General features: G+C 55.2%; 21 protein-coding genes and 1 tRNA gene. 14 read left to right on the forward strand and 8 right to left on the reverse strand.

Going from position 1 to position 23,494, the window contains the following annotated elements:
* Positions 1-418: 418 nt before the first annotated feature.
* Together MNODULE_RS18285 and MNODULE_RS18290 are read left to right on the forward strand one after the other, a co-directional pair.
* Complete coding sequence (locus MNODULE_RS18285; protein WP_168062618.1) at positions 419-889, forward strand: SRPBCC family protein; 471 nt, start codon at positions 419-421, stop codon at positions 887-889.
* Between the two features lie 60 nt (positions 890-949).
* The gene (locus MNODULE_RS18290; protein ID WP_168062619.1) at positions 950-2,125 is read left to right on the forward strand and encodes a zinc-dependent alcohol dehydrogenase; all 1,176 of its coding nucleotides are present in this window, start codon (positions 950-952) and stop codon (positions 2,123-2,125) included.
* Between the two features lie 41 nt (positions 2,126-2,166).
* Here the strand turns inward: MNODULE_RS18290 and MNODULE_RS18295 are convergent, their stop codons facing one another.
* The 3 genes from MNODULE_RS18295 to glgA are packed head-to-tail and all read right to left on the reverse strand — an operon-like array spanning position 2,167 to position 5,476.
* On the reverse strand, positions 2,167-2,922 hold the full coding sequence (locus MNODULE_RS18295; RefSeq protein WP_168062620.1) for a PD-(D/E)XK nuclease family protein: 756 nt from the start codon (positions 2,920-2,922) through the stop codon (positions 2,167-2,169).
* Positions 2,919-3,998 carry an ATP-dependent 6-phosphofructokinase gene (locus MNODULE_RS18300; RefSeq protein ID WP_168062621.1) on the reverse strand — a complete coding sequence of 360 codons (1,080 nt, stop codon included), beginning with the start codon at positions 3,996-3,998 and terminating at the stop codon, positions 2,919-2,921. Before MNODULE_RS18300 ends, MNODULE_RS18295 begins: the two co-directional genes overlap by 4 nt.
* The gene (gene glgA, locus MNODULE_RS18305; RefSeq protein ID WP_168062622.1) at positions 3,995-5,476 is read right to left on the reverse strand and encodes a glycogen synthase GlgA; all 1,482 of its coding nucleotides are present in this window, start codon (positions 5,474-5,476) and stop codon (positions 3,995-3,997) included. The genes MNODULE_RS18300 and glgA overlap by 4 nt, the downstream gene beginning before the upstream one ends.
* Positions 5,477-5,825: 349 nt before the next feature.
* Between glgA and lpxC the strand changes: the two genes are divergently transcribed.
* Positions 5,826-6,746 (forward strand): UDP-3-O-acyl-N-acetylglucosamine deacetylase, encoded by a 921-nt coding sequence (lpxC, locus tag MNODULE_RS18310; protein ID WP_238339652.1) that lies wholly within the window; start codon positions 5,826-5,828, stop codon positions 6,744-6,746.
* Positions 6,747-6,882: 136 nt separating this feature from the next.
* Here lpxC and MNODULE_RS18315 read toward each other — a convergent pair whose 3' ends face one another.
* Positions 6,883-7,419, reverse strand: a complete 537-nt coding sequence (locus tag MNODULE_RS18315) for an HTH domain-containing protein (RefSeq protein WP_168062624.1) — start codon at positions 7,417-7,419, stop codon at positions 6,883-6,885.
* Positions 7,420-7,576: 157 nt separating this feature from the next.
* Positions 7,577-9,199, reverse strand: coding sequence for a murein biosynthesis integral membrane protein MurJ (gene murJ, locus MNODULE_RS18320; RefSeq protein WP_168062625.1), 1,623 nt, complete (start codon positions 9,197-9,199; stop codon positions 7,577-7,579).
* A gap of 47 nt (positions 9,200-9,246) precedes the next feature.
* Here murJ and rpsT point away from each other — a divergent pair, with 47 nt between their 5' ends.
* Positions 9,247-9,534 (forward strand): 30S ribosomal protein S20, encoded by a 288-nt coding sequence (gene rpsT / locus MNODULE_RS18325; protein WP_168062626.1) that lies wholly within the window; start codon positions 9,247-9,249, stop codon positions 9,532-9,534.
* 128 nt (positions 9,535-9,662) lie between these two features.
* Here rpsT and holA read toward each other — a convergent pair whose 3' ends face one another.
* The 3 genes from holA to leuS are packed head-to-tail and all read right to left on the reverse strand — an operon-like array spanning position 9,663 to position 13,737.
* The gene (holA, locus tag MNODULE_RS18330; protein WP_168062627.1) at positions 9,663-10,706 is read right to left on the reverse strand and encodes a DNA polymerase III subunit delta; all 1,044 of its coding nucleotides are present in this window, start codon (positions 10,704-10,706) and stop codon (positions 9,663-9,665) included.
* On the reverse strand, positions 10,703-11,245 hold the full coding sequence (lptE, locus tag MNODULE_RS18335; protein ID WP_168062628.1) for an LPS assembly lipoprotein LptE: 543 nt from the start codon (positions 11,243-11,245) through the stop codon (positions 10,703-10,705). Before lptE ends, holA begins: the two co-directional genes overlap by 4 nt.
* Complete coding sequence (gene leuS, locus MNODULE_RS18340; RefSeq protein ID WP_168062629.1) at positions 11,242-13,737, reverse strand: leucine--tRNA ligase; 2,496 nt, start codon at positions 13,735-13,737, stop codon at positions 11,242-11,244. Before leuS ends, lptE begins: the two co-directional genes overlap by 4 nt.
* Before the next feature lie 120 nt (positions 13,738-13,857).
* Between leuS and MNODULE_RS18345 the strand changes: the two genes are divergently transcribed.
* From MNODULE_RS18345 to MNODULE_RS18390, 10 genes are all read left to right on the forward strand, one after another.
* Positions 13,858-14,889, forward strand: coding sequence for a hypothetical protein (locus MNODULE_RS18345; protein ID WP_168062630.1), 1,032 nt, complete (start codon positions 13,858-13,860; stop codon positions 14,887-14,889).
* Between the two features lie 364 nt (positions 14,890-15,253).
* Positions 15,254-16,210, forward strand: a complete 957-nt coding sequence (locus MNODULE_RS18350; protein ID WP_168062631.1) for a Fe(3+) ABC transporter substrate-binding protein — start codon at positions 15,254-15,256, stop codon at positions 16,208-16,210.
* Positions 16,211-16,236: 26 nt separating this feature from the next.
* Positions 16,237-17,907 (forward strand): ABC transporter permease, encoded by a 1,671-nt coding sequence (locus tag MNODULE_RS18355; RefSeq protein ID WP_202882265.1) that lies wholly within the window; start codon positions 16,237-16,239, stop codon positions 17,905-17,907.
* 4 nt (positions 17,908-17,911) lie between these two features.
* Positions 17,912-19,003, forward strand: coding sequence for an ABC transporter ATP-binding protein (locus MNODULE_RS18360; RefSeq protein ID WP_168062632.1), 1,092 nt, complete (start codon positions 17,912-17,914; stop codon positions 19,001-19,003).
* A 97-nt stretch (positions 19,004-19,100) separates the two neighbouring features.
* A complete protein-coding gene (locus MNODULE_RS18365) occupies positions 19,101-19,589 on the forward strand; it encodes a Fur family transcriptional regulator (protein WP_168062633.1) in 489 nt (162 codons plus the stop codon).
* A gap of 135 nt (positions 19,590-19,724) precedes the next feature.
* A complete protein-coding gene (locus MNODULE_RS18370; protein ID WP_168062617.1) occupies positions 19,725-19,952 on the forward strand; it encodes a hypothetical protein in 228 nt (75 codons plus the stop codon).
* A 159-nt stretch (positions 19,953-20,111) separates the two neighbouring features.
* Positions 20,112-21,278: a hypothetical protein gene (locus tag MNODULE_RS18375; RefSeq protein WP_168062634.1), complete on the forward strand. Its 1,167-nt coding sequence runs from the start codon at positions 20,112-20,114 to the stop codon at positions 21,276-21,278.
* 39 nt (positions 21,279-21,317) lie between these two features.
* Positions 21,318-22,790, forward strand: a complete 1,473-nt coding sequence (locus MNODULE_RS18380; protein WP_238339653.1) for an FAD:protein FMN transferase — start codon at positions 21,318-21,320, stop codon at positions 22,788-22,790.
* 5 nt (positions 22,791-22,795) lie between these two features.
* Positions 22,796-23,335, forward strand: a complete 540-nt coding sequence (locus MNODULE_RS18385; RefSeq protein WP_168062636.1) for a hypothetical protein — start codon at positions 22,796-22,798, stop codon at positions 23,333-23,335.
* Between the two features lie 75 nt (positions 23,336-23,410).
* Positions 23,411-23,485 (forward strand) — tRNA-Val (locus tag MNODULE_RS18390).
* Positions 23,486-23,494: the final 9 nt, after the last annotated feature.

Genomic DNA, 23,494 nt, shown 5'->3' on the forward strand with positions numbered 1-23,494 from the left:
GGACTCATTGATGATCGGCTCTACCTGGGTCATTGCTCCCCCTTTCCTTTTTCAAGAAAAAGCAGGGAAATCATGACCGTTAGCCGTTTAATTGGTCAATCTATTTTGTTACGTATAGGTAGGTGAAAGCGTGACTTCGTTGGTATTGCCTGACAGGTCACGTTCTGATTTTCACAAAAAAATTTCACAATCGATATTCCGTCCTTCTTCATCATCCATGCAATTCCGAAAAGCAACCCGTTCTTCCCCCCGCTCGGCGATCTCCTCTCAATGCTGAGGTTGCCTAAGCGGGATCACTACTCCCTTCAAGCTAATTGACGCCCCCTTCCATAGCGTTCTACCCTTCCATAAAGGATACTTCGTGTTCAAGCAGTCACGACCTCATTGAACAAAAAATTAGAACAAGGAGGTTCTTGAGATGGAAATAAAAAAGGCAGTCACCGTTTTAAAGTCGCCGGAGGAGCTCTACCGTTACTGGCGAAAGTTCGACATGCTTCCGAATTTCATGAAAAACCTCGAGGCGGTCACGCCGCTGGGGGACCGGCGCTCTCATTGGCGGGCGAAGGGGCCGGCGGCTCAGGTGTTCGAATGGGACGCGGAGATCACCGAGGATCAGATCAACGAGCGGATCGCGTGGCGGTCGCTGGAGGGCGCCGACGTTGAGCAGGCCGGCGCCGTGACCTTTAAAAAGGCGCCGGGCGACCGGGGGACGGAAGTTCGGGTGAGGATGGAATACAACGCGCCGGGCGGGAAACTCGGCGCGGCGGCGGCAAAGCTGATCGGAGATGATCCGGGGACGCGGGTCTATGAAGATCTGCGTCGCTTCAAAGCGCTGATGGAAACGGGAGAGATCCCGGTCAACAACGGCGAGCCGGCCCGTCCCAAATAGCCGAACGAGAACGATCGGTTTATTTCGTAGAAATTCTGAAGTGATTTAAGGAGGAAGAGAATGAAGGCTGTTTCTTGGTATGGATCACAAGAGGTTCGGGTCGAGACTGTTCCCGATCCGAAAATTCTCAATCCGCGCGATGCCATCGTCAAAGTGACGACGGCGGCGATCTGCGGTTCCGATCTCCACCTCTATCACGGCAATGTTCCGACGATGAAGCGCGGTGATATTCTCGGTCACGAATTTATGGGGGAGGTGGTCGAGGTGGGAAAGGGAAATCGGAAGCTCCGCGTGGGGGACCGGGTGGTCGTTCCCTTTTCGATCTCCTGCGGCAACTGCTTCTACTGCCGAATGGAAGCGTTCACCCTCTGTGACAACTCCAATCCGAATTTCCTGATGCAGGAGAAAGTGACCGACTATCCGACCGCCGGTCTCTTCGGCTACACCCACCTTTATGGCGGCTACCCGGGAGGACAGGCGGAGTATGTCCGTGTCCCGTTTGCCGACGTGGGGCCGGTCCGTATCCCGGACGATCTGACCGATGAGCAGGTTCTCTTCCTGGGGGATATCTTCCCTACCGCGTATCATGCGGCGATCAACGGCCGTATTCAGCCGGGGGATGTGGTGGCGGTTTGGGGATGCGGTCCCGTCGGACTACTCACGATCAAGTGCGCTTATCTTCTCGGGGCGGAGCGGGTCATCGCAATCGATCACGTTTCGGAGCGGCTCGAAAAGGCGGGGGGCCAGAACCACACCGAGGTCCTCAACTTCGAAGAGGTCGATGTCGTGGACGCACTCAAGGACATTACCGCCGGCCGGGGTCCCGATGTCTGCATCGATGCGGTCGGGATGGATGCCGATGAAAAAGGGCCGGTGGCCGCGTATGAAAAATTAAAACAGAAGTTTTACCTGGAGACCGATCGCCCCTTTGCGCTGAGAGAAGTCATCCGCGCCTGCCGAAGCGGGGGAACGGTTTCTCTGCCGGGGGTCTATGCCGGCTATGTCGACAAGATGCCGATGGGGATCGCCTTCGGGAAGGGGATCACGTTTCGGATGGGGCAGACGCCGGTTCAAAAATATACGGGGCTCCTGCTCGATCGGATCATCAAAGAGAAGATCGATCTGACCTACATTATCACCCATCGGATGCCGCTCGATGAAGCGCCGGAGGGTTATCGGATCTTTAACGAAAAAGAGGAGGGCTGCATCAAAGTTCTCTTAAAACCGGGGAGTTGATTCCTTCCGTTGTGCTGCTTGTGAATGGGGAGGGGAAAGCGTCAGCGGGAAAAAGGGGCGAGCGCCTGGTCGCAGAGCGCTTCGGCGTTAAACCGGCAGATCCGGCATTTGTTGATCGAACCGCTCGGTTCGGGCTCCCTTTTCCCCCGCCAGTAATCGACCGCCCAGCGCAGATCGCGCTCGGCGATCTGCGGACGGAACGGGAAGAGATGAAGCGTGAACGATTTTTCTTGCCGGAGAATGGGGACCGCAGAGCGGAACGTTTTTGCCCGAAGTTGCTCCGTGACCTTCAGGAGCGTTCCGATCAGATCGGCGGGGAGAAGCTTGACGTGAGGAATCGTCGCGGGGAAGATCGCGACGGCGCAAAGAAGAGAATCGACATCAAATCGATTCTGCTGGAGTAGCCAGCCGTAGAGGTTGGCCTGCGTTTGTTGCGAAGGGAAGAGATTCGAGCGACGTGAGAATTTAAATTCGACCAGCAGTTTGGCCGATTTCCCCTCCAATTGAACCAAGTCGGGCCGCCCCCAAATCGGGATCTCTTCCCAGACCCCTTCCATCGGAAATTCGAAAAGAGTCAGGCTCTCCCCGCGATGGAGCGAAGCCTCAATCTCCTCCCGGGTGACGGGGGTCGCCCCTTCTTCCAGCCGCGCATGGCCTTCGGCCCCTTGCTCCATCGCCGGAGAGGTCGGCTCCACCTCTGGGAACTGCATCGCGAGATCGACCTTCTTCTCGCAATACCGCTGTTGCGAGAGGGTGGAGACCATCAGGATTTCTTGTTGATGCCGCAATCCGCTCATCGGCCGAAGGAGATCCCGAGCGCTTCGGCGGCGCGGACCCTCTCCCCGTCGGCCGGGACGAATTTCAGCCCCCGCGTCGCTTCCGAGAGGGGAACCGAGCAGATCTCGTCTCCTTTCAAGCAGACCATCTCGCCGAAACGACCCTGCGCAAAAAGGTCCATCGCGGCGACGCCGAAGCGGGTCGCCAGGATGCGATCGTAGGGGGTCGGCGATCCGCCCCGCTGAATGTGGCCGAGCACCGTGACCCGGACATCCATTTTGGTGCAGCCGCCGATCTCCTCCCCGACCTTGTTGCCGATACCGCCGAGGCGCAGCGCGTAGCCGGTCTCGGAGCGTTTGATGACCGACATTTCGCCGCCGAGCGGTTTGGCCCCTTCGGCGACGACGACGATCGAAAAGCGGCTCCCCTGCTCGTAGCGCGCCACGATCTTCTTGCAAACCTGATCGATCTGGAACGGGATCTCCGGGATCAAGATCACATCCGCCCCCCCCGCAATCCCGGCTTCCAGGGCGATCCATCCGACATAGCGGCCCATCACCTCGACCACGATGACCCGATGATGGCTTTCGGCCGTCGTATGGAGCTTGTCGAGCGCCTCGGTCGCCGTGTTCACCGCGGTTTGAAATCCAAAGGTGACGTCGGTCGCCGGGATATCGTTATCGATCGTCTTCGGAATGCCGATCGTCGGGACCCCCAATTTGTAAAGGTTATCGGCGATTTTTAAGGTCCCATCCCCGCCGATCACGATCAAGCCGGAGAGCCCGAGTTCCTCGACATTTTTTTTGAGTTCTCCTGAAAGATCGACCTGCTGCTCTTTCCCGTCGATCTTTTTTGTCATCTCCATCGGGTTGATTGTGCTGGTGGTCCCCAAGACGGTGCCCCCCGTCGGAAGGATCCCTCGGATGGTCCAGGGGGTCATCGCTCTGACTTTCACCGGGGAGAGAAGCCCGTCGAAGCCTTCTTCGATCCCGAGCACTTCGCAGTTGTATTTGACCTTGGATGATTTGACGATGGCGCGAATGACGGCATTGAGTCCCGGGGCGTCCCCCCCTCCCGTTAACACACCGATTTTCATTTCTCCCCCCGTTTCTTATTGTGGATCCGCTTGTAGAGATTCAGGTATTTTTCGGCGGAGGCGTCCCACGCGTAATTCCCCTCCATCCCGTTTCGGATCAGGGCCCGCCACTTCTTTTTCTCTCTGAAAAGCGAGAGGGCGTTTTGGACTTGCCGAAAGAAGGCGGTTGCGGTGTACGCCTTGAATTTGAATCCGTTTCCCTTCAACGTATCCGGATTGAATTGGGTAATGGTGTCGTCGAGCCCTCCCGTCGCGCGGACGACCGGCACCGTTCCGTAACGGAGACTCATCATCTGGCTCAACCCGCACGGCTCATACTTGGACGGCATCAGAAAAATATCGGCGCCGGCTTCGATACGGTGCGCGAGAGGATGATCATAGGCGATCTTCACTACCGCCTGCTGCGGATATTCCTTTGCCAACGCTTCCAGCCGCATTTCATATTCCTTGTCGCCGTTTCCTAAAATGATCAATTGCGCCCCGGTCGCCATCATTCGATCAAAGGCCGAGACGATCAGATCGATCCCCTTCTGCTCGCTCAGCCGGCTGATCATCGCCAGCAGCGGAGCGTCTTTCTGGACGGGAAGGCCGACTTCTTTCTGGAGCGCGGCTTTGCATTTTTCTTTTCCCTGGAGCGTTTTTGTGTCGTAGTTTGAGGCGATATGAGGATCACGCGAAGGGTCCCATTCCTCTGTATCGATGCCGTTTAAAATTCCATAGAGGTTTTTCCTTCGTTTTCGAAGGACCCCTTCTAAACGGTGTCCGTATGCGGCTGTCTGGATCTCTTTCGCATAACCGGGGCTGACCGTCGAGAGGGCATCGGCAAAGATCAATCCTCCTTTGAGAAAATTGATCTTTCCATAGAATTCCAAAGCCTCAGGGTTGAAGTACTCCCAGGGAAGGTTGAGAAGATGCCAGTCATAATGCCAGAAGATCCCCTGATAGCCGAGATTATGAATCGTGAATAAGGTCGCGGTTTCCTGAAAAGAGGGCTCCCCGGCATAGGCCGTATTTAAGTAAACGGGGATGAGTCCGGTATGCCAATCGTGGCTATGAACGATCTGAGGGCGCAGATTCAGGACTTTTGCCGATTCCAGAACGGCGCGTGAGAAGAAAACAAAGCGCGCGGCGTTGTCGGGGTAGTCCCCTTCGTTGGTTCCATACAATCCGGGTCGATTAAAGTATGAATCGTTTTTGATGAAATAGTATCGAACGCCGGCGAGTTCGTGAGAAAAAATCTCGCCCGTCTCAAGCCGGCCGGAGACCGGGACGGCGATCGTCTGTCCCGTCGATTTCAGGGGGAAACGGCTTTGATCAATCTGCGAATAAAAGGGAAGGAAGACGGAAACCGATGCGCCGCGGGCTGCCAACGCCTTCGAGAGGGCGCCGACGACATCGGCCAACCCCCCCGTTTTCGCGTAAGGAGCCGCCTCGGAGGCCGCCATCAAGATATTTAATTTTCCTTCCACCGGGGTCATGAGGATTCCATCCGATTTGTTGATGCTATCTTAACCGTTTTGGCTGTCAAAGTCGATACCGAGGGGTCACCCGTTCGATCCGGTTTATTCAGTAATGCTGGGGAAGGAATAAAAATAAAAGCGTTGCTTAAAGACAACAGAATTCGCCCGGCTCGTCTTTTTTTTACAACAACTCGCACGCGTGATCTTCATCGCAGCGGCAAGCCTTTTCTAAACGATTGATTGTATGAATAAAATAAAACTCTCCGTGGGAATACATTGGCATAGATGTTGCTTTTCATCTCCAGGCAATGGTCATCATATCCCATATTAGAGATCAGGAAGGTTCGAGCGAGGTTTCTTACGAATGATGAATGAAAAAACAATCCAAAACGAGGTATCCTGCTCTGGAATCGGCCTTCATTCCGGGGAAAAGATCCATCTGAGACTCATTCCCGCCGCTGAGGGGAGCGGGATCATTTTCTGCAGAACAGATCTCGGCGGAGTATTGATCCCTGCAAATGCTTCCCATGTGGTTTCTACCCACTTGTCTACCACAATCGGAATGGAAGGAGCAACCGTCCAGACCATCGAACACCTTCTGGCGGCAATCGCTGCTTTCGGCGTCGATAACCTCATCATCGAATTAGATGGTCCGGAGGTTCCTATTTTAGACGGCAGCGCGGCCCCCTTTGCCGATCTCTTATCGGAGGCGGGGATTGTTCATCAGAAAAAGGCAAAAAGAATCGTCCAAGTGATCGAACCGGTGACCGTCTCGGAAAAGGGGAAACATGTTACTGTTTCTCCGGCGTCCACCTTCGAGATCTCCTATCAGATTCAATTCGATCATCCGCTGATCTCGAGCCAGACATACCGTTATCAGCATAGCCCGGAAACCTTCATGACCGAGATCGCTCCGGCCAGGACATTCGGGTTCCTGAAAGATGTCCAAATGCTTCAATCGATGGGGCTGGCCCGGGGAGGCTCGCTCGAGAATGCGATTGTCATTGGGGAGGAGCAGGTGTTAAATGAGGGGGGGCTTCGCTTCCCGGACGAATTCGTTCGCCACAAAATTCTCGATTTAATTGGAGATCTCTCGCTGCTCGGAATGCCGATCATCGGTAAGATCGAGGCGGTATGCTCGGGACACCTGCTTCATTCAAGGCTGATTAAAGCGCTTTTACAAAACAATAAAGCCTGTAAAATCTTGGGCGCCGGTCCCGCGGTTGAACCACACAGAGTTCCTTCCCGCCCAGCACCGATCTACTCTCCACTTTCTTCAGCAATATAATATAATTCCATAAAATCAAAAAACAGAGGGGCCCCGGAGGGCCCCCCATTCATTTCTATCTAACACTATTTCTTTTTTGTCGCTTTTTTCTTTGTGGCGGTCTTCTTTTTTGTCGCCAATTCTCTCTCACCCCCTTTCATGACCCAGCAGGGTTTTTTCCCAACAGGGTTTCCGGCCCTGTCTCCTCAACAAGCGTGAATGTATTCGGCGCGATTTTCTTGAAGCGCTTATCCCTTGAAAGGGAGATGGCGACCGAGGTCACAGGGGTCTTCCCCCTGATGCGAACACCCCCCTCCGTAAGTTTTTGGTATATTTCTTTGGCGTGTAGCGGCTTACCGGCCTCTTTCAAGAGCAAGAAGGTCGCCTGTGGGACGGAGAGCCCGGCATATTTGGTTTTTTCCAGAAGAATTTCTTTGGAGTGATCGTGGCCTTCGGAGGTGGGTTTGCCCCCCTTCTCTTTTTCCACTTCTGAAGTAAGTTGATTGGAAGGCTGAGCCCACTTGACCTTTTCAATCTCAACTCGGTAAAGCGTTTCGGCGAGCTCTAGGTATTTTTTGACAGTCTTAATCTCATCCTCGATCTTTTCACGTTTCTTTTGAAGCTCTTGAAGTTTCGATTTGTAAACGTGAATTCGCTGCTCAAGACCTGTAATAATATCTTTGAAGTCTTCCACTGTAACACCTCTATAGAACATGTATAGCACATAGAATAATTCCAGTCAAGACAAATTTATAGCCATGCTACTGTTATTAATTTTATGAATGCTATATCCAAGGCTATTGCTTGTATACTATATATGGACGGGATGTTTACTCACTCTACCAATGAGTTTAACGAGGAGTTTGGGAGCGCTTTGTAAGGCGGCTCTTGATAAGATTGAGGATAAAGTAGAATTCTTCACTTTTTAAAGAAGCCTGTATCAGAAAATAGGATGCTGCACTTACAACAATAGCTATAGAGAGTAGCGCTGCTTTAAGAAGCCAATCCCCGGCTGAGAGCCACATCTCATGGGCATTTAGCCATAAGGAGGCCGGTAAAAGGGTGCTGGAGGCGAAGAGTACCTTTAGATGGGAGTTGAGAATTCGTTTTCCGTCGATCCGTCCGATCCGTTTCCTCAAAATGAGGAGGAGGAGGGAAAAGTTGAGGATCGCTGAAAGAGAGGTCGCCAGCGCCAAACCGCCATGCTGGAGCGGACCCATCAGGATGAGATTCAGAATTATATTGGCGACCACGGCAACCAGACCGATCTTTACAGGGGTTTTTGTATCTTGAAGAGAATAGAAGACCGGCACCACGATCCGGATTCCGGCAAAGGCCCAAAGTCCGATGGAATAGAACAGAACGGCGTTTGCCGTCCCAAGTGTCGCCACGCGGCCGAATTCCCCATGTTCGAAGAGCAGATGAACGATCGGAATCCGAAAGAGAATCAGCCCCATCATGGCGGGAAAGGTGATAAAAAAGACCAACCGAAGGCCGAAAGAAAAGGTTTGCCGCAACCCTTCTGTTTCTCCTCTGGCCGCTTGTGCCGAGAGGGTCGGAAGAATCGCCGTGGAGAGAGCGACGGCAAAGATACCGAGCGGGAAGTGGATGAGCCGCATCCCGAAATAAAGATAAGTGACGCTTCCGGCAACCAAGTATGAGGCGAGAAGGGTGTTTACTAGGACATTGATTTGCGTGACGGAGAGGCCGAGCGTCGTCGGAAGGAGGAGCCGTCCCATTTGAACAACCCCGGGATGCAGCGGCCGGATCGGCCTTCGAAAGGAAAGAGGGAATCCCTCCTGATAAAGCGCGGGAACCTGGATGAGAAACTGCGCGAGGCCTCCCAGTGCAACCCCGATCGCGGCCCCGTAAACCGGCTCGGGAAGGAGCGGGGTAAAGCCGAAAACGAAAAGAATGCTGACCACATTAAAAACACCGGAGGCGAGCGCGGGGGGGGCGAAACGCCGGGTGCTGTTGAGGATTCCCATCGCGAGGGCCGCCAGGGAGATAAAGAGGAGGAAGGGAAACATGATCCGGGTCATGGAGACGGTCAGCGAGAATTTATGGGGATCATCGACAAAGCCGGGCGCAATCAAACGGATCAGTAGGGGAGAAAAGAAAATCCCGAAGGCGACGACAATGCAAAGAAGCAGAAGGAGGGTGGTAAAGGCCGCGGAGGCAAGCTCTTTGGCCTCCGACCGTGACTTTTTCGAGAGGTACTCCGTAAAAACCGGAATAAAGGCGGCCGACATCGAGCCCTCGGCGAACAACTCCCGAAGGATGTTCGGAATCCGGAAGGCGACATAGAAGGCATCCGCCGCGATCGTCGCCCCGAAGAGGTTGGCCAGGATCATATCCCGAATGAATCCGAGAATGCGGCTGATCAGCGTTCCGAATGCGACAATGCCGGCCGCGCCGGCGATTCCTTTCTCGACTTGGCCCTGAGCAGCGAGGCTTTTTCCTTGACTTTCCATAGCGTGCTATGTTAAAAAATGACTTTTAAATTAAGGAGATCTCAATCGTGGCAAATCATCCATCTGCATTGAAACGAGAACGGCAGGCAAAGAAAAGGAGACAGAGAAATCGAGGGATCCTCTCCGCCGTTCGAACCGCCGTCAAGCGGGTTCAGGCGGCCCTTTCCGAAAAAAATCAGGATCAGGCGAAAACGGCTCTCAAGGACGCAACCTCGTCGCTCGACGGCGCCGCATCCAAAGGGGTGATTCCCAAAGCGCGCGCCTCCCGCAAAATCTCTCGCCTCGCGGCGCGAGTCAATAAGTTCCTGTCGTCGAAGGCATCCCCCTCTGCCTAACATCAAACCACGGCATATCGAGCGGGTTATCTCAAGGCGCCTTGCTGGGCACGCTCCTTCCGCCGGATCGCCGGCGAGGCGGAGAGCGGTCCGATCGGTTCTCTTCAAAAGGGAAAATCGGGCGAGCCTCATGACCTTGATTCCAGAAAAGGGAGGGTGTAGCCGGTCCGTTGGGATGTCGGATGCGGTCTGCAGAGGTCGAGCAACAGCATCTCGAGAACTTGCGGCGCCGATTGTCTTCCCCCCTTCAATTGAGAATCTGCGGCCAAGGAGAGGTCAAACGCCCTCCGAATCTCGCTTTCCTTCCAATTCCGCAGCTGCTTGAAGAAAGCCGGAAGGAGGCTGGGGGGCATCGGAACCTTCTTGCCGACCGCCGTTTCCGATTTCCCGGCGTCGATTCCCTCTCGGGCCGTCGCCATGAGCCGCCACTGCCGCGTCAGCATCGTCAGAATGAAAAGGGGATGCTCCCCCTCTTCGAGCAGAGAGGAGAGAAGGGTCAGAGAGCGCTTCAGATTCTTCTCACCGACAGCTCGGACCAATTCAAAAATTGAATGGCTTCGCCCCCCTGCGATCAACTGCTGAACCATCTCGAGAGAAACTTCCTTTTTATCCGAAGAATGAAGTGAAAATTTATCGATCTCTTGCTGAATAAGAAAGAGATCATTCCCGAGGCGTTCTTTCAGGTACCATGTCGCTTCCTCCGAAAGGGAGACTCCCCGCCGCTTTCCTTCCTGAGCGATCCACCCCGGCAAGGCCTGTTCCGAGAGAGGGGCGCAGTGGATCGCGGTTCCTTTCTTTTTCAGCGCGGTAAAAAGTTTTTTACGCATATCGGGTTTCGCCGCAACAAAGACTAAAACGGTCGTATCGCAGGGCGATTCGAGGTAACTCAAGAGCGTCTCGCGCTCATCTTTGATGAGATCCGCGTTTTGGATGATGACCAACCGCCGCGCGCTGAACAAAGGAAAGGTCTTCGCCGTCATCAACACCTGATGCGGATCGAGACTCTCCCCTTGAAAGTGATCATAATTAAAATCGCGGGACGCCTCTTCGAGGACCTTCTCTCGAAAGCGGCTCAGGATCTGTTGGATGAAAAAGGGCTCTTCCCCGGTGAGCAGATAAATGGGAGAAAAGCGCGCTTGCTCAAGGTGCTTTACGGCTTCTGTGTAGGTCATCGGTCCGCCGGCGTTGCGAGGGGGGGTGCTGAAAGTGGGGCGATGCTGATCAAACCGGCTACCCGCTCGGCCAGCTTTTTCCCCGCTTCACGAATGGCCCGGTCTTGCGCGACCCGATCTGCAAGCGGGTCGGGATGGACGATGTACTCCGCGGACGCCTCCGCGTGATTTCTCTCTTTCGGCGGATCGCCTTCGCCGGAAAGGAGCGTATAGTCGAGGCCGATGGTAATCCGGTATTCCTGGGCTTGGCCGATCCGATTCAACGAGATGGGGGTTTTGTCGAAACGGGTCACGCGGCCGGAAAGGGTCCGGGGGGCTTGGTGGGGATGGGCGACGACCTGCCAACCTTGTCTGAGAAAGGTCTCTTTGAAGCTCTCGCCGACCCGCTTCTCCAAAAGCGGCTCGAACGTCGCGTTCTCAAAGAGGGGAATGGCGATCGTCTGATCGGGAGGGATCATCTCCGATCGGAGTCCGCTGTGGTATCCACAGCCGGCCAGGCTCACCAGGCTCGATAGAAAGAGAAGAATCGCTCTTCTCATACGACGATGTTGACCAATTTTCCCTTCACCACGATGACCTTCTTGATCGGGCGTCCTTCGATCCAGGGCTGTGTCTTCGGATCGGAAACGGCGCGCTCCTTGAGTGTTTCCTCATCGGCGTTTGCGGGCGCCGGAAATTTGCTCCGGACCTTGCCGTTGACCTGCACGACGACCTCCACGACCTCTTCTTCGGTCCAGGCCGGATCGTAAGAAGGCCATGAGACGTCCAGAATCGAAGGGGAATGGCCCAGAACCTCCCAGAGCGATTCGGACAGATGCGGCGCGAACGGCGAGAGGAGAAGGACCAAATGATCGAGCGCTTCCGTGTAGGCTGCCCGATGTTTTTGTTCTTCTTCCTGAGAGGGGGGCGCCGCCGACGGGTCGCGCGAGAGGGCGTTGTAAAACTCCATCAACGCCGCGATCGCCGTATTGAATTGGAACCCCTTTTCGATATCTTCGGTCACCCGTTTGATCGTCCGGTGGGTCATTCTTCGGATCTGTTTCACGCGGGGGGAGGCTTCGGAGAGATCGATCTGCTCGCGTAAGGCCCGGCCGGATGCGGCAAACTCCTGGACCATGCGCCAGACCCGCTGCAGGAAACGGAAGGCCCCCTGCACCCCTTCATCGCTCCACTCCAGATCTTTCTCGGGAGGGGCGGCAAAAAGAGAGAAAAGCCGGGAGGTGTCGGCGCCGAAGGTCTCGATCAGCTGATCGGGATCGACGATGTTTCCCTTCGATTTGGACATCTTGGCGCCGTCTTTGATGACCATCCCCTGTGTGAGGAGGTGGGCGAACGGCTCGCCGACTTTGATCAGGCCGAGATCGCGAATGACCTTGGTGAAAAAGCGGGCATAAAGAAGATGCAACACGGCATGCTCGATCCCGCCGATGTATTGATCGACCGGCATCCAATGAGCGGCCCCTTTCGGATGGATCGGTCCCGAGGTCTCGTGCGGAGAGGTGTAGCGCAGAAAATACCACGAGGAGTCGACGAAGGTATCCATCGTGTCGGTCTCCCGCCGCGCCGGCCCGCCGCATTTCGGACAGATGGTATTGAGAAAAGAAGGACTCTCCGACAAAGGGGAGCCTCCCTTTCCGGTAAAAGGGACATCCTCCGGAAGCGCGACGGGGAGATCTGACTCCGGAACCGGCACCACGCCGCAGCGCTCGCAATAGAGCATCGGGATCGGCGTTCCCCAATAGCGCTGCCGCGAGACCCCCCAATCCCTCAGGCGATAATGGATCTTTTCCCTTCCCAGCCCTTTTTCTTCAACGGATCGGGCGATCGCACTTTGGGCCTCAAGGGGAGGGAGGCCGCTGAACGGTCCGGAATTCACAAGCGTGCCGGCCTCTTCGGTGTAAGCGGCCGTCAGCGGTTCCGCCAAGGTCCCGGACGGATTCTGAATGACAATCCGAATCGGCAGGTGATATTTCCGGGCAAATTCGAAATCGCGTTGATCGTGCGCCGGCACGGCCATCACGATCCCGGTTCCATAATCCATCAAGACAAAATTGGCGACCCAGATCGGAATCCTCTCCCCCGTGAGGGGATGGACGGCATGCGCCCCGGTGAAAACCCCTTCTTTCTCCTGGTTCAGGGCGGTCCGGACCGTTTTATCCTGACCTTTGACCTTTTCGATAAAGGCGCGAACGGCGGCCTCCTCCGGCCGGCCGGCGATGAGGGCCGGGAGGAGCGGATGCTCCGCCGCGATGCTCATGAAGGTGACGCCGAATAAGGTGTCGGGACGGGTTGTAAAAATGGAGAGCTTTTCGGATCGATCCGCGACAGGGAAGGCAATCTCCACCCCCCGGCTTTTGCCGATCCAGTTTTTCTGCATCACCAGGACGCGCTGTGGCCAACCGGTCAACCGGTCGGACTCCGAGAGAAGCTCTTCGGCATAGGCCGTGATTCGAAAAAACCACTGCTCCAAATTTTTCTGGATCACGACGCTGTCGCAGCGCCAGCAGTGTCCCTCGATCACCTGCTCATTCGCCAGGACCGTGGCGCAGGAGGGGCACCAGTTCACCGAAGCCATCTTCCGATAGGCAAGGCCGCGCTCGTACATCTTGAGGAAGAACCATTGATTCCAGCGATAATATTCCGGCCGGCAGGTCGTCACCTCCCGATCCCAATCGTAAGAGAGCCCCATCTTTTGGAGCTGGGACCGCATATAGCCGATGTTTTGGGCGGTCCAAACGGCCGGATGGACCTTCTTTTGGATGGCGGCGTTTTCCGCCGGCAGACCGAAGGCATCCCATCCCATCGGATGAAGGACCTGATAACCGCGCATTCTCTTGAAGCGGGCGATCACATCCCCGATGGCATAGACGCGAACATGGCCCATGTGGATTCTCCCCGAAGGATAGGGGAACATCTCCAGGCAGTAGAACTTGGGGCCGATGGGGTCTTCGACCACCTTAAAGGTCTGATGATCGCGCCAGTAGGCTTGCCATCGCGCTTCGATCTCTTTGGGTTGATAGGTTTTTTCCATCTCTTCAGGGATACAATTTATGGTGTGAGTGTTGGATAAAATTAACATAGGCTTGCCAATTTAGCAAGCTTGGTTGACGGGAGAATACACGGGGTATATCCTTTTCTTATGCAAATGAACATGGAAAAAGAGGCCGCGTTGCCGGGAAGGCTGGTCGCTTTTTTAGTCGGCCAGACCGACCTCAACTTGGAGAGTACCGCTGTTTTTGAGAGCAAGACTTTAAAGCGCTCTCCCGCCTATCCCAACGTCATTCCAAAGCAAAAAGTCATCAGAGTAGAGAAAAAAAACATGCTCGGCCGTGATGCGACCTTTCTGGTCAAGGCCTATCTGCCCGATATCGTGATTGTCGAGGCCACCGTAGAGTTGGAGAACCTTCTTTCCGAGCAATTGGAGAGTATCAAGAAGGGACTTTTGGAAGAGTGCAGGGCGTTCCTGGTGAAATACCAATGTCTCCCCGATTTTGAAGAAGATTACAGCCTCTACTGCGTTTCCAACTATCAGGGAGACCCGGAAATCTATCTTACTCTTTACGGAGAGCGGATCGCCCAGATCCTCAAAAACGAAAGGATCCAGCTCGATGAAGAAGAGATTCAAAACACACTTCAATCGGGATTGAAATATGCCAAAGACGATCTGACGCTGGTCGACTGGGACGGCGCCTTTATGTTCGATCCGCACGGCGATTTCGAAAGCGACATCGAGCTCTTTGAGATCGCCAATGTTCAGCTTCTGAAGTCGCGGATTTTGGATAAGCAACTGGACGATCGACTCCAGCAGACGATTATTTTGCTGAAGCAGACGCAGCGAATGCTCTTCCGCTCCAAAGAGATCCGGGCCAATCTCAAAGAGATCATCCAGATTCGGACCCAATCGCTTCTGGAGTCCGACGCCATCGACCACAATATCAAGCTGATCGGCGATTGGTATTCGGCCCGTCTTTTCAATCAGATTTCAAAGAAGTTTCATCTGGATGCCTGGAGCAAAAGCATTTCTCAGAAGCTCGACGTCCTGGAGGATGTCTATACGATGGCGGCCGAGCAGTTTTCGGTCTCCTTTTCGACCACACTCGAGTTTATCCTGATCGCCGGCTGGTTTGTCCTTCTGGTCGGTTGGTTCGGGATCTTTATCCTTGATTTACTTCTTCGCACCTAGACTCCCCCTTTACTCTTTTTCCAAAAAGAGCTTGACAAGGAAAGCTCCCGGTTTTAGAATGGGAATGACTTTGATAATCATTCTCACTTCTTAAAGGATCGGAAAAACTGCGGAAGCAGGGCTCCCTTCCACTCAACAAACGATCCACGGGTCTTCCTCTCTTGATTCAAATCAATGACATCATGAGCGCAAACAGGTCACCGAATTCCTCCCTTGTCCGGGAAGAAATCCTGACTATAAACGAAGGAGAATAAGAAAACCGATGTCCCTTCTCAGCCGTCCGACTTATTGTTTTGCTTCCACAGAGTCATTCGTTCAATTTATTTCGAGATTATCCTTCATCGGGTTGCTTGTTTCGCTATTCATGACGTCTCCTCTCCGTGCGGCAGAGGAGGTGATCGTTTATTCTGCCCGGAATGAGCAGCTCATCAAGCCGCTTTTTGATGCTTACACGAAAGAGACCGGGACGCGCATCAAGTTTATCACCGACAAGGAAGGCCCTCTGCTGGAGCGGTTGAAAGCGGAAGGGGAGCATACACCCGCCGATCTCCTCATCACCGTCGACGCCGGCAATCTCTGGAGGGCGGCCGAGGAGGGATTGCTGAAGCCGATCCATTCGAAAGTCCTCCAGGAGAATATCCCGGCGCACCTGCGCGATCCCGAGAACCGCTGGTTCGGCTTGTCGGTGCGCGCGCGGACGATCGTTTACAACACCCAAAAAGTCAAGCCGTCGGACCTCTCGACCTATGAAGACCTCGCCGATTCCAAATGGAAGGGACGGCTCTGCCTTCGAACCTCGAAAAAGGTTTATAACCAATCGTTGGTGGCGATGATGATCTCGGAACATGGAGAGCCCAAGACGGAGCAGATCATCAAATCTTGGGTCGGCAATCTTGCCACCGATGTTTTTTCCGACGATACCCAAGTGATGAAGGCGATCGCGGCCGGACAATGCGATGTCGGAATCGTAAACACCTACTACTACGGACGCCTTCTCGTGAAAGAGCCGACCCTTCCTCTGGCCCTCTTTTGGCCCAATCAAAACGGCAGCGGTGTCCATGTGAACATCTCAGGGGCGGGGATCACAAAGCATGCGAAACATGAACAAGCGGCTTTGAAACTCCTCGAGTGGCTCTCTTCGCAGAAGGCGCAGAATCTTTTCTCAGACACCGATATGGAATACCCGGCCAACCCGAAAATCGCGCCGGACAAATGGGTGGCGTCGTGGGGATCGTTCAAGCAAAACCTGATCAATGTTTCCAAAGCGGGCGAGCTGCAGGATGAGGCGGTGAAGTTGATGGATCGCGCCGGATATAAATAAATACGGCGTGAAGGGGCCGGATCCGAATGATGAAACCGTATGTATTGAAAGTCCCTTTCGAGCGGGGGGTAAGCTTCTTTCAGCGCGCCTTTCTCGATCGCTGGCAGGTTGCGACATTGTCTATTGCCGGTCTGGTCTTGACGCCGCTCGGGGTCGTCCTCTTTTCGGTCTTCTCGGAGACGAATGATGTCTGGCTTCACTTCGTTCAGACCAGTCTGGTCACACTTCTCGCCAATACCTTTTGGCTCCTTCTGGGCGTGGGGGTAGGGACCACCTTCCTTGGCGTGAGTCTGGCCTGGCTGACGGCGGCGTGCGATTTTCCAGGAAGAAAATGGCTCGATTGGGCCTTGATGCTCCCCCTCTCTCTCCCCCCTTATGTGGTCGCTTTTGTCGGCATCGGCCTGCTCGATTTTACCGGTCCGGTTCAAACGCAGTTGCGATCGTGGCTCGGCGCGGAGCCGCTTTGGTTCCCGAAGATCCGATCGACCGGAGGGGTCATCGCCGTGATGACCCTGACCCTCTATCCTTATGTTTACATGTTGGCCCGCAATGCTTTTCTGACACAGGGAAGACGCGCCATCGAGGCGGCGCAATCGCTCGGCCAGGGTCGGCTCCGAGGGTTTCTCCATGTGGCGCTGCCGATGGCGCGGCCCTGGATCGCAGGGGGGTTGGCGTTGGTTCTCATGGAGACCTTGGCCGACTTCGGCACGGTTTCCATTTTCAATTACGATACCTTTACGACGGCGATCTATAAGGCGTGGTTCGGACTCTTCTCTCTCTCCGCCGCCGCGCAACTCGCCTCGCTGCTGGTCTTGATTGTCTTCATCGTCTTGCTCATCGAGCAGCGCTCTCGCTCCCGTCGGCGGTTTTCTCACGCGGGACGGAGCAGCGTGGCCGATCGGATTCCACTCCGGGGCGGGCGAGGCTGGTTGGCCTTTGCTTATGCGATATCGGTCCTGGGGATCGCTTTTATCATTCCGGTCGGTCAGCTCTCGGTCTGGGCTTTCGGTGTATTTCAGCAAGATTTCGATCTCCGGTATCTTTCCTTTCTCGGCCATTCCGTTTTTTTGGGGGGAGCGGCGGCGCTGCTCACCTGCGCCGGCGCGCTGATTCTCGTTTCCGCAAATCGGCTGCGAAACGATTTGATGACGCGGACCGCTGTCCGGGTGGCGACCCTCGGTTATGCCCTCCCCGGATCGGTGCTCGCGGTCGGCATTTTTATTCCCCTCATCTGGATCGATAAGCAAATGATCGAATGGATCCAAACCCTTTTCGGAATAGAAATCGGATTTATCCTCAACGGCACGCTGGCCGCGATGCTCCTGGCTTACCTGATCCGCTTTCTGGCCGTCGCGCACGGCGCCGTCGACAGCGCCATGAACCGGATCACGCCCAGTTTGGATGAGACCGCGCGTTGCCTGGGTGTCAGCGGCGTTCCCCTGCTTCGAAGAGTTTATCTGCCGATGCTTCGCGGGGGGCTCCTCACGGCCGCCCTGTTGGTGTTTGTCGATGTGATGAAGGAGATGCCGATCACATTGATGACCCGTCCTTTCGGCTGGGATACGCTGTCGGTTCGGATTTTTGAGATGACCTCCGAGGGCCAATGGGAGCGGGCGGCCCTCCCCGCCGTCGCACTGGTCTTAGCCGGGTTCATCCCGATTTTGTTGTTAAGCCGATATTCCAACAGGGAACCGTAACGGAATGACTGTCATCGAACTGGCTCAGATCACCAAGACATACCCGGGCGGGAAAATGCCGGCGGTCTACGATGTTTCTTTCAGGGTGGAGAAAGGAGAGGTGCTGGCGCTCTTGGGGCCGAGCGGCAGCGGCAAAACAACCCTTCTTCGCTTGATCGCCGGTTTTGAGAAGCCCGATCAGGGCAACATTCTCCTAAACGGCCAGGAAGTAAGCCGGCCGCATCAGTGCCTTTCTCCTGAAAAGCGGGGGGTCGGGATGGTCTTCCAGGACTATGCGCTCTTCCCGCATCTGACGGTGGAAGAGAACGTCGCCTTCGGGCTCGGCGGTTTGAGCCGGGAGCTTCGAAGGAAGCGGGTCCAAGAGGTCATCGATCAGGTCGGCCTGACCCCCTGGGTTCAACGCTACCCTCATGAGCTCTCCGGGGGGCAGCAGCAGCGGGTCGCCCTCGCGCGGGCGCTGGCGCCCAATCCGATCGTCTTGATGTTGGATGAGCCGTTCAGCAACCTCGATCCCGATATGCGAACCCAGATGCGGATGGAGGTGGCGGCGATTCTGCGCCGGACCGGGAGCACCGCCATCCTGGTGACGCACGATCATGAAGAGGCGTTCGCCATGGCCGATAAGGTCGCCGTCCTCAACGCGGGCCGTCTGGAGCAGTGCGATACCCCGGAGATGGTCTACCATATTCCGTCCACCCCTTTTATCGCCGATTTCGTCGGGCAGGCCGATTTTATCCCCGGGGCCATTCAGAACGGAAAGGTTCTCACCGAGATCGGGATCTTTCCGAACGTGTCGACCTTTCCCGACGGGGCGGAGGTGATGGTGATGATCCGTCCCGACGATGTCGATTTGCTCCCTCAGGCGGAGGGGGCGGCCACGGTTTTGGGCCGCCAATTCAAGGGATCGGAGAACCGCTACATCGTTGCCCTCCCCTCCGGGCAGATTCTTCATAGCAGCCAGCATTCCCTTGCGGTTTATGCCGACCGAACGAAAGTGGACCTTAAATTAAAGGTGACGCACACGGTTTTGTTTAAAAGGGACGATGAATTCTTTAAACAGGGGTTCCATCATCCATATGGAGTGAAAAATGCGTGAAAAAGGGAATCGCCCTCTGAAAAAAAGCTTGACAACCACAAAGCGCTCTTCTACTATGGAGAACGAATTTGATAATCATTCTCAATTAGGGACCCAGATGAAGGAAGAAGCACTGCTGCAAGAACATATCGCGAAGCATCATTTGAAGGTCACCAAAGAGCGAAGCGCCATTTTGCGCGCCTTCATCGAGGCGGAACGCCACGTTACCGCCGAAGAGTTATACCGAATGATGAGGGAGAAGCACGCCTCGATCGGGCTGGCGACGATCTACCGGACCCTTAATCTTTTCTGCGAATGCGGTTTGGCGGAGCAGCGGCAATTCGGAGACGGCCATGCCCGGTATGAACTGACCTACAACGTCAACCACCATGATCATCTGGTCTGCACCCAATGCAAGAAGATCATCGAATTCGAAAACATGGACATCGAGAAGCTCCAGGAGAAAGTGGCGAAGGCCCATCGCTTCACCATCTACAGCCATAAACTGGAGCTCTACGGACTCTGCTCCGATTGCGCCAAGTCGAACAGCTCCCTCCGGAAGGGAAAGGACGAGCTTCATGCCGTGCGATCTTCCCGATCCGAATAATCGCGCCGAGACGGGCGATCCTGAAGCGCTTCGTGTCGATTCCGATTTCTCCATGCATTTCCTTCACAGGCAGCACGAGTAAGAAGGTTTGGAAATAAGAGTATGGTTGCTTCTTAGGGAAAGAGAGAACTGGATATGCCGAAGAATGAAGAGAAAACAGCCCCGGAGGATTTGCGTTGTCTCTGTGGCAGTCTCGTCGCCAAGGTCAGAAAAGAGGGGATTGAGCTCAAGTGTCGTCGCTGCAAACGAGTGGCCCTCATTCCTTTTTCCGGGGATGATCAGGCTTTCCTGGAAGAAAACCATCCCGATATCTTTTGGCACCAGATTACATTCGACCACCCATCGGGCTGTAATCCGTTATAGTTCGGGCGCCGCTCGCGTTTCTGCAATATATTGAAAACATAAAAATTTAAGAGAAAAATTTGTGATCTTGGACACAGGGGGGTGTCCAGACAGCGGCCAGAGATCCTTTGCGAGCCAGAGCCCGAATTCGAAACAAAACACGAATAGGAGATCCTGGAGATGCTTAAGAAATGGGTGTGGCCGTTTTTCGCGTTGATGTTTGTTTTTGTTTCTTCCGGTTGGGCCATGGAGATGGAGCCGGGTGAAGGCTCGCAGACGAAGATCTACGGATATGGGGAGCTTCATTACAACGATTACGAGGGGACGCAATCGGTTTCCGGGAGACCGCAGGGAGGAGGGGTCGGAGCCAAACTGGAGCTTCACCGTTTTGTCATTGGAATCGGTCATGATTTCAACGACTGGATCTCGTTCCGCGGGGAGATCGACTTAGAGCATGCCTTTCGGGAGCCCTACGTCGAATATGCCTATATCGAGTTTCGTTTAAATCAAGCGTTGGCGATCCGCACGGGAAGTCTTCTGCTGCCGGTCGGTTTTATGAACGAGGTGCATGAACCGCCCACATTCTACAGCGTGGAGCGGCCCGACGTCGAGGCGAGGGTGATTCCGACCACCTGGCCGGAAGGAGGAATCGGATTTTTGGGAAATGTCGTTCCCGGCCTTCGATATAAGGTTTACATCGTCTCGGGTCTTGATGCGCAGGCCGGCTTCGGCGGCACGGCCAATTTCGCCACGGGATTCAGCGCCAGCAACGGCATCCGAGGGGGGAGAAACAAGGCGGCCGATGCGCCCGCGCAAGACAAGGCGGTGGTCGGCCGGCTGGAGTATACCGGGATTCCGGGGCTGAAGCTGGGAACCTCGGCCTATCGCGGAGAGGCCGATCAAGGAAAGATTCCGGGGGCGGATGTCGCCGTTCTTCTTTTGGAGGCTGACGCCCAGATCCGATTCGGAGGGTTCGAGGTGCGGGGGGTTTATGCTCAGATCGACATCGACGATGTCGCCGCCCTCAACGCCGCGAAAGGAATCGCGGCCGGCTCCAGCGCCTCCGTCGGGGAGCAAATTTACGGCTGGTATGCCGAACTGGCGTATCACCTGGTTCTCGGGAACCACGAACTGGTCCCTTTTGTCCGCCACGAGCAGTTCAATACGCAGGATGCGGTTCCGACCGGTTTTACAGCCGATCCGGCCAATGACGTGACGGTCTGGACGGGGGGATTGGCTTATTTCCCCCATCCGCAGGTCGTCGCGAAGGCCGACTTCCAGGGACGGGAGGATGGAACGAACGATCACAGCAGGCAGTTCAATCTCGGCATCGGTTGGATGTTTTAATCTTTGACGGATCGATATTACAAAAGAATACGCTACTTGATGGGATCTCCCGTCGAGATCACGGCGTATGGAGAGAAGGAGATCTGCTCGAACGGGATCGAAGCGGCCTTTCTGGAAATCGGTCGGATCGAGCGGCTGTTGAGTGTTTATCAACCGGACAGCGTCCTCTCCCGAGTTAATCGCTTCTCCAAAAAAGGTTTCATTTCGGTTCCGAGGGAGGTCTTGGATCTCCTCTCCGAGTCGATCCGTTACGCCAAGGAAAGCCAGGGGGCCTTCGACATCACCGCAGGCCCCCTGGTTCGTCTCTGGGGGTTTGGTCCGGGAAAAGAAAGGGGAGAGCCCCCTTCGAGAGAAGAGATCGCCGCGGCCTGCCGTTCGGTCGGCTCCGAGCATGTTCGGATCCATTTCGATTCCGGCGAGCTTGAACTTTTGCAGGAGGGAATGGAACTCAATCTCGGGGGGATCGGGAAAGGGTATGCCATCGATCGGGCGGCGCATGTTTTAAAAGCGTTCGGGGTCACCCGAGCGTTGATCAGTTCCGGAAGCACCCTCTTCGCGCTGGGGTCGCCGCCGGGCCAACGCGGGTGGCCGGTTTTGATTCGGCATCCGCGGCTGGAGAAAGAAGAGATCGGCACCCTTTTTTTATGTCATCAGGCCCTGTCCACCTCCGGAGATTATGAGAAATTTTTTGTTTTTCAAGGGAGGCGCTTCAGCCATCTGATCGATCCGCGGACGGGCGCTCCGGCCGCGTGGATGGCCTCCGTCAGCGTGGTCGCCCCCGGTGCGATGGAAGCGGATGCCCTCTCCACCGCCGGGTTTATCCTGGGAGAACGGGAGGGGAGCGCGCTTCTTAAAAGATTTTCAGGTGCCGAGGGGCTTTTTGTCGCCGAGAGTTCCGAAGGGAACGTCTCCTTTCATGCCACCACGGAGTGGCGTCGGGTCGAGGCCTCCTATTCACCAAGCCGTCGAAGGTTTCTGACGCTTCTCTCCGGATTCTTCATCGGCCTCATGGTTCCTCTCCCGGCGCGGGCGACCGTCGTCTACGCGAAGGAAGAGGAGGCGCTCCGGAGGATGATGCCGGAGGCCGATCGTTTCGACGCGGACGAGATCGATCTCTCCCCCGACCAGCTCTCCAAGGCGCAAAATCTGACCGGAAAGGGGTTCAGGGATAAAAAATTTCTCTTCAAAATCGGTCGGAAGGGAAAAGAGACGGTCGGGTATGCCGTTCGTCTTGAAGCGATCGGAAAGGAGCGGCCGATCACCTTTCTGATCGGGATCAATTCGGACGGGACGGTCAAAGGGGCCGAAGTCCTGATCTATCGTGAATCCGAAGGCTCCGAGATCCGTCACCCGCGGTTTATGGCGCAGTTTCTCAGAAAAACGGTGGAGGATCCTTTACGCCCCGGGCAAGACATTCAGGTGATCAGCGGCGCGACCCTTTCCTCCCGCGCCGCCGCCTACGTCGTCCGGAAAGCGTTATCGATCTTTGAGGCGGTTTATAAAAAAGGATAGCTTGCTTGAAAAACTTTATACGCAAAGGAACTTGGCTTGAACAGACCTCTTTGGAGATCCGGTGGATCTATAGCCTCTTTCTGGTTTTCGCCTTCGTCGGCCATTTAACCTTCGTCATGATTTCGGTCTACCGGGTCGGTCCCGGCTATCAGGAGATCGTCCGCCATTATCGGGGAGACGAAGGGGGGGATGAAATGGCCTTTCCGAAAGAGTTTCTCACTTTATTGGAAGTCACCCATTTCCATGCCTACATCGAAGGGATCGTTCTCTTGGTCTTGGCCCATCTCTTCGCCGCCGTTCCGATCCAGCAGAAGATACGGTTGGGAATTATCGCCGCCGCCTTTGGAGCCACCTTTCTCGATCTCGGCTCCCCCTGGCTGATCCGTTATCTTTCCCCCCAGGCAGCCTATGCCCAGATCGCCGCCTGGATCGGGATGGGGGTGAGTTATCTTCCCCTGACCTTCTTTCCTCTTTACTATCTCTGGAAGAGCCCTCCCGACAAGGAAGGCCGTAAGAAGAAGGGGCATGCCGCGCCGCAAGGGTAGTCCGATCGAATTCGGGTTTTCAGCGGTTGACAGCGGGGGGCTAATTTGTTAAATATGAGCTTCCCGTTCGGTATCGGGCGATTAGCTCAGTGGTAGAGCGCTTCCTTCACACGGAAGAGGCCGCTGGTTCAATCCCAGCATCGCCTACCAATCCTTAAA

The sequence above is a fragment of the Candidatus Manganitrophus noduliformans genome (genome assembly GCF_012184425.1).
Lineage (GTDB): Bacteria > Nitrospirota > Nitrospiria > SBBL01 > Manganitrophaceae > Manganitrophus > Manganitrophus noduliformans.